The organism is Nonomuraea sp. NPDC003707 (genome assembly GCF_053587055.1).
The window spans coordinates 1-5,931 of record NZ_JBSFNK010000107.1 but is presented as its reverse complement, the minus strand read 5'-3'; the positions used below and the strand labels follow the sequence as shown (position 1 = coordinate 5,931).

Annotated in this window: 5 protein-coding genes and 1 pseudogene; 2 read left to right on the top strand and 4 right to left on the bottom strand. The window is 64.7% G+C overall.

The features are described from left to right. Positions 1-50: 50 nt before the first annotated feature. Positions 51-368, bottom strand: coding sequence for a DUF6283 family protein (locus ACWDRB_RS67550; protein ID WP_449912796.1), 318 nt, complete (start codon positions 366-368; stop codon positions 51-53). Between the two features lie 13 nt (positions 369-381). Between ACWDRB_RS67550 and ACWDRB_RS67545 the strand changes: the two genes are divergently transcribed. Continuing rightward, the gene (locus ACWDRB_RS67545) at positions 382-1,371 is read left to right on the top strand and encodes an LLM class flavin-dependent oxidoreductase (RefSeq protein ID WP_449912794.1); all 990 of its coding nucleotides are present in this window, start codon (positions 382-384) and stop codon (positions 1,369-1,371) included. 497 nt (positions 1,372-1,868) lie between these two features. On the opposite strand, the gene ACWDRB_RS67540 is transcribed toward ACWDRB_RS67545, so the two are convergent. Next, positions 1,869-2,357, bottom strand: coding sequence for an Lrp/AsnC family transcriptional regulator (locus ACWDRB_RS67540; RefSeq protein WP_449912792.1), 489 nt, complete (start codon positions 2,355-2,357; stop codon positions 1,869-1,871). A gap of 94 nt (positions 2,358-2,451) precedes the next feature. Between ACWDRB_RS67540 and ACWDRB_RS67535 the strand changes: the two genes are divergently transcribed. Then, on the top strand, positions 2,452-4,035 hold the full coding sequence (locus ACWDRB_RS67535) for an MFS transporter (RefSeq protein ID WP_449912790.1): 1,584 nt from the start codon (positions 2,452-2,454) through the stop codon (positions 4,033-4,035). 441 nt (positions 4,036-4,476) lie between these two features. On the opposite strand, the gene ACWDRB_RS67530 is transcribed toward ACWDRB_RS67535, so the two are convergent. Both ACWDRB_RS67530 and ACWDRB_RS67525 read right to left on the bottom strand, forming a co-directional pair. Then, the gene (locus ACWDRB_RS67530) at positions 4,477-4,794 is read right to left on the bottom strand and encodes an HNH endonuclease (protein WP_449912798.1); all 318 of its coding nucleotides are present in this window, start codon (positions 4,792-4,794) and stop codon (positions 4,477-4,479) included. 93 nt (positions 4,795-4,887) lie between these two features. Next, a pseudogene (locus ACWDRB_RS67525) lies at positions 4,888-5,805 on the bottom strand (reverse transcriptase domain-containing protein); the annotation flags it as partial. Positions 5,806-5,931 lie beyond the last annotated feature (126 nt).

Here is a 5,931-nt window from a genome sequence, read left to right as displayed (position 1 = left end):
CCCAGGCCAAACCCTGGGTCTGGGGACGCCCACCACCGCCACCACGGCAGCTACGCCGAAGGTTCACCTACACCCTTTGAGGAACGCAGCACTAGCGCGACCCGTACCGCCAGCAGCGTGGCGCCGTCGTGGCAGCCGGCCCAGCCCGCGCACACCTGTCGTCGGGGCGAGTTCCGGTCGTGGTGATGGCACAACCACAGCGTCACCGGCTGAGCGAAGGTCGGCTGGTCGTAGCCGCGCAGCTTCTTGTACTGGCTCGGCCTCCCAGGAATAAGCGGACATGGTGTCCAGTTGTAGAGCGGATGAGGTGTCGTATTAATCGGGATAGGCGCCACAGACGCTGTCCGCGGAGAAGCGGACGCCGACATGAAGGGAAGGCCAGTGGAACTCGGCACGATCGGGATCGTCTTCGGCAGTCTCACTCCGCCGGAAGAGCTGACGCGTGGGGCGGCGCTCGCTGAGAAGCTCGGTTTTGGAGAGCTGTGGTTCTCGGAAGATTGCTTCTTCACCGGTGGTTTGTCCGGGCTTACTCAACTGCTTGCTGCTACAAACACAGTGCCCGCGGGTCTGGGGCTGGCCAGTGTGATGACCAGGCACCCTGCCATCTTGGCGATGGAGCTGGCAGGGCTTGCCAGGACGTACCCGGGGCGGGTCCGGGCCGCAGTCGGACTGGGCAATACGCATTGGCTCGGGCAGATGGGGCTGCTACCGAAACGTCCACTGACCACGGTGACCGAGAGCTTTGACGCGGTGCGTGAGCTCCTAGCCGGCACTGCGGTAGATCGTCGAACCAGCGTGCACCAATTCACAGGGATCCAACTGGAGTTCGTCCCTGGCCAGCCACCTGAACTGTGGATTGGGGCAGTCAACGAGCGCGCGCTCCGTGTCGCCGGGGCCAGGGCTGACGGCGTGCTCCTATCGGTTCTCGCCAGTTCCTCATACGTGGCCTGGGCGAGAAAGCAGGTGTCCATGTCAGGACGACTGGCTCCGCCCCTCACAGCCTTCGTCCTCGCGTCGGTTTCCGATGACGGCGAGGCGGCCAGAGATGCAGTGCGGCACGCGGTCGGCTTCTTCCTGAAAGCCGAAGCGCATACCGCGCTGGTTGGGCAGTCCCGATATGGCGCCGAGATCCGGCAGCGGGTCGCCGCTTTGAGTGCCGGGGAGTCGCTTATCGTTGAGGACGCCTGGATCGACGAGTTCGCGGCTGCCGGTGATCCCGGCCATGTGCGGGACAGACTCCAAAGCCTGCTTGCCGCTGGCGCCGATTCGCTCGGCCTGTGGCTTTTCCCGCCAGATCGCCTTGCGGATCAACTCCGGCTCATAGCGGCCGACGTCCTTGGCAGTCCCCTGAGCGAGCCGTCTGAGGGCTGAGACGACCCGCAGGCTCGGCTGCGCATCGTGGATCCGCCTCAGGCGTTGCGGTTGATGTGCCAGCCGAGCCGCCCTCTCATGATCTTCCTCATCGGCACGTTCTCGCGATTGGGCTGATCGGCACGCGCATGCTCCACCACAAGAATGAGGGCCACGGTGATTCCGGACAGCCGCCTTAGGGAGTGTCCCGTGGATCACTGGACCGGGCCGCGGAGCCAGATCCTGATCGAGACGACGTCGACGGTGCCCTGGTAGATTCGCTCACGCTTGTGGGATGGCCACACCCTCCAGCACACGCCGGAAGTACGGGCTGTCGCCATGCTGGCCGGGGCTGATGATCCGGGCGATCGGACGGCAATGCCGGTCGGAGGCCAGGCGCACCTTCGTGCTCAACCCGCCACGCGAACGGTCCAGCGCTTCCCATCCCTTAAATGGCCATTGCCATACCGGGTTCGCCAGACCTCCGGTATGCGCCTTGGTCTTCCGGTCGCGGCTGATCAGGCAGGGGAGGTCCAGTCATCTTCGTCGGCGCTGGTTGGGAGCGGGCGGTTTCGCACTGGGCTGCTGTATGCGAGGTTGGTCGTGACCTGGCCGAACGTGAGGAATTTCCCGGTGAGGTGTTCAAGGTCCTGCATCGACCGGGCGATCAGCTTCAGTAGGAAGCAGTCCTCCCCAGTGATGTAGTGCGCTTCCAGAACCTGCGCGGTGTCGTCCAACACGTCGTGGAACGCCTTGCCTGCCGGAGTGGCCATCCGGAGGCGGACGAATGCGGTTAGCGGGTACCCAAGAGCGACGGGGTCGACCGTGGCCCGGTAACCCTGAAGGACGCCTTGGTCGGTGAGGCGCCTCACCCGGTCCGCGGTGGAGGAGGCAGACATAGAGATCGCCCGTGCCAGCTCCGCGGTGGTCATTCGTCCGTCCCTCTGCAGGAGCTGGAGGATGGCATTGTCGGTTGCATCGAGCTTTAGGCTTTGATCTCCAGGCATAGAGGTGATTATAGCCTCGATCCTAAGCTGAAAGCGGCGAAATGCCGGTGGATGGACATTCCGTTAAGCAGCAAATGTCGGGATTATTTCTGGCATGACCGATACTTCTAGCGCCCGGAACGGGATGGCACTGGCCGCCATCTGTCTTGCCGGGCTCATGTTCGGCCTGGAGATCTCCAGCGTCCCGGTGATCCTGCCGACCATCGGCAGCGTGCTGCATGGTGACTTCGCCGACCTGCAATGGATCATGAATGCCTACACCATCGCGTGTGTTGCCGTCCTGGTGGCGACGGGTGTGCTGGCGGACCGGTTCGGCCGCAAGCGGGTGTTCGCGATCACCGTCGTCGCGTTCGGCGTCACCTCGCTGCTGTGCGGGTTCGCCTCGAACGTCGGTGTGCTGATCCTCGGTCGGGCTCTCCAGGGCCTGAGCGGCGGCGCCATGCTCATCTGCCATGTAGCGATCCTCTCGCACCAGTTCCAGGAAGGCCGGGAACGCGCCAGGGCCTTCGGGGCCTGGGGACTCGTGTTCGGCTTCGGACTCGGCTTCGGGCCCGTCGTCGGCGGTGGGCTCGTCGCGGTGTTGGATTGGCGCTGGGTCTTCCTCGTCCACGTGTTCGTTTCCGCGGTCACGCTGGTGTTGCTCGTCCTCGGCGTCCGCGAGTCCCGTGACCCCGAGGCCAGGCGGCTGGACATCCGAGGGATGGCTGCACTCAGCCTTGCCGTACTCGGACTGGCCTTCTACATCACCCAGGGGCCGGACCTCGGCTTCGGCGGCATCGTGGAACTGGTCATCCTCGGGCTCACTGTGGCGCTCTTCGTCGCCTTCGTCATCGTGGAGAAGACCGGCAAGAATCCGATGTTCCAGTTCTCGCTGTTCCGGATTCGCGCGTTCTCCGGCGCCCTGCTGGGGTGCATGGGCATGAACGTCAGCTTCTGGCCGCTGATCATCTACCTGCCGATCTACTTGCAGCACGGCCTCGGCTACAGCGTAGGTACCGCGGCCGTGGTATTGCTCGCGTTCACGCTTCCCACCCTAGTGCTGCCGCCTATCGCGGAGCGGCTGTCGCTGAGGTACCGGCCCTCGGTGATCATCCCACTGGGAATGTACGTCATCGGCGCCGGCTTCCTGCTCCTGAATCTCGGCAGCGGCGCCGAGAATGCGAATTCGCTGACGGTCCTGCCGGGCCTGCTTCTGAGTGGCATCGGGCTCGGGCTCACCAACACCCCGGTCACCAACACCACCACAGCTTCGGTGCCCAGTAACCGGTCGGGCATGGCGTCGGGAATCGACATGAGCGCCCGGCTGGTGACGCTGGCCGTGAACATCTCTGTGATGGGGATCCTGCTGTCTGTGGGGATCTTCAACAGTCTGCAGGCACGGCTGTCCAGACAGTTGTCGAGACAGCAGGTGCTGGATGTGGCCGCACACGTGGCGAACGGTGACAGTCCGGCGGCCCTGCGGGAGGCATTCCCGCAACTGACGCTCCTGGACTCGTCGGGAAGCCTGGTGCCTTCGGCGCTCGCTCGGGGATTCGGCTTGATCACGCTCTACGGCGGCATTGCGGTGTGGATGCTCGCCACCGCAAGCCTCATTGTGTTCGGCGTCTTCCGCCGGTCGAATGCATCGAACGGGGATGACCACCAGCAGCAGGAGACAGGCGTTGGTCATCGCCTGTGAGATACGGCCGTCATGCTGTGCTCTTCCCGCCGGACCTCAGCGACCGGCCCATTCCTCATGGGCAAGTTCATCGATGCGCTCGGCAGCGGCCTCTACGTTCTGCGGACCCTGCCTTTCATCCGCGAGGTGACGGGCATTGCCACGCCTCTCGTGGGGTTGGGTGTGACCGCGGCAGCGACGATTGGAACTGGCCCCAGACCCGCTGGCTGGGGTGCTCATCGACCGGCTCGACGCCAGATGAGGTCGTTACCTGGGCTTGTGCGGTCGGCTCGGGGCGCGGTGTCGGTGTTGCCACCGGGTCCGTTTCCCCGAGCCGCCGTCCCGGACCCGCCGTGTGGTAGGGTAGGCCGCCGACGAGGCGCCAGTTGACCTGGTCCTTTTCCGACGGCCCCCCTCCGAACCAGCCGTGCCCGCTTTCCGTAGCAGCTGGCTCTCCAGCGCTCATCGTGGTGTGCGTGTGGGACGTCCGGCGTGGATGTCCTCATGGCATACGCGGCAGACGACGAGGGTCTTGCGGCGGCGAGATGCCATGCGCGTGACCCAGTCGGGTTGTTGTTTCCGCCCCTTGGGGTTGACGTCTTTGAGTGCCCGGATGTGGTGCACTTCGACCTGCTCCGTGGAACCGCATAATTCGCAGACCTCGGCGGTGAGCCGTTGGATCAGCTCGGACCGGCGGCTGTTCCAGATGCGTGGCGGGTTGTCGTTGAGGGGCCGTGGGGTGATGTCCCGGGCCAGGCTGATGCCGCCCCATTGTGTCACCAGTGGCGGTCGTCCATCGTCGCGGTCCAGGGTGACTTGAAGGCCACGGCGTGGACCGTGCTCGGTGTCCAGGACAGCACGGTAGCGGCGATAGACCTGCGGGACCGTGATCCGGTACTTGCGGGCCAGGGTCTTGGTCAGCGACCGTTCCATGACGTACTTCAGCCAACCGAGCCGGTGACGGTTGAACGCCAGCCGGTAGTACTCCGCGACACCCCGGAACTCGGCCTGGAACTGCGCGACGATACTGAAGTCAGTATTGACGATGCGTTCGGTGCGCCGGATCGGTCTGCCGTGATGGAGGTAGGGCGCGGCTTTGGCGCGGATCACATCGACCGGCACCTTCAGCCCGATCGCCGCGTTGATGCTGCGGTGACCGCGCTGATCGCGCTTGTGGTCGGCGTGTAACACCACAATCTCATAGCCGAGGAAGCGGGCGGCCTGCGTCCGCCCGTGGGTGATCAAGGTCTTGGCCGGTGACAGCTCCAGCGCGAGTTCCTCACGCAGGAACTGGCCGACCTGGTCCTTGATCTGCTCGGCTTCCTGCCGGGGACCGGTGAAGCCCAGCAGCCAATCGTCGGCGTAACGGCAGTAACGCAGCCGCCGGTAGGCCGGATCGTCGGGGTCGCGGGAGGGCATGGTCTTCATCTGCTTGCGCAGCGCCAGACCCTCCTCCCGTTCCCCGCGTTGCTTCAGCCTGCAAGCGCGTTGCCACAGCCGCATGTAGGGCCGATAAGGCGTGCGTCGTGCTCCCCGGTTCTGGGCAGGCAGCAGGCTCTGCTCGATGAACTTATCCAGCCGGTCCAGGTAGATGTTGGAGAGCACGGGCGAGACCACACCGCCTTGCGGACAGCCGCTCAGCGTGGCGTGATAGCGCCATTCCTCCAGGTATCCGGCCTGGAGCAGCCCATCGATGAGGCGCAGGAACCGGCCGTCGTGGATCTTCTCGGCCAGGATCGATCTCATGATCGAATGGTCCAGAGACCCGAAACAGTCGGTGATGTCGTCGGGTAGGACCGCCGCATTACTGCGGCGGTCCCCCCTAAGTGCCCGTGTACAAACTGATCGTCAGGTCGATTTGGGAGATGCGGATCGAGCGAGTCGTCGTCCCATGAGGATGACCATTGCCCACAAGAC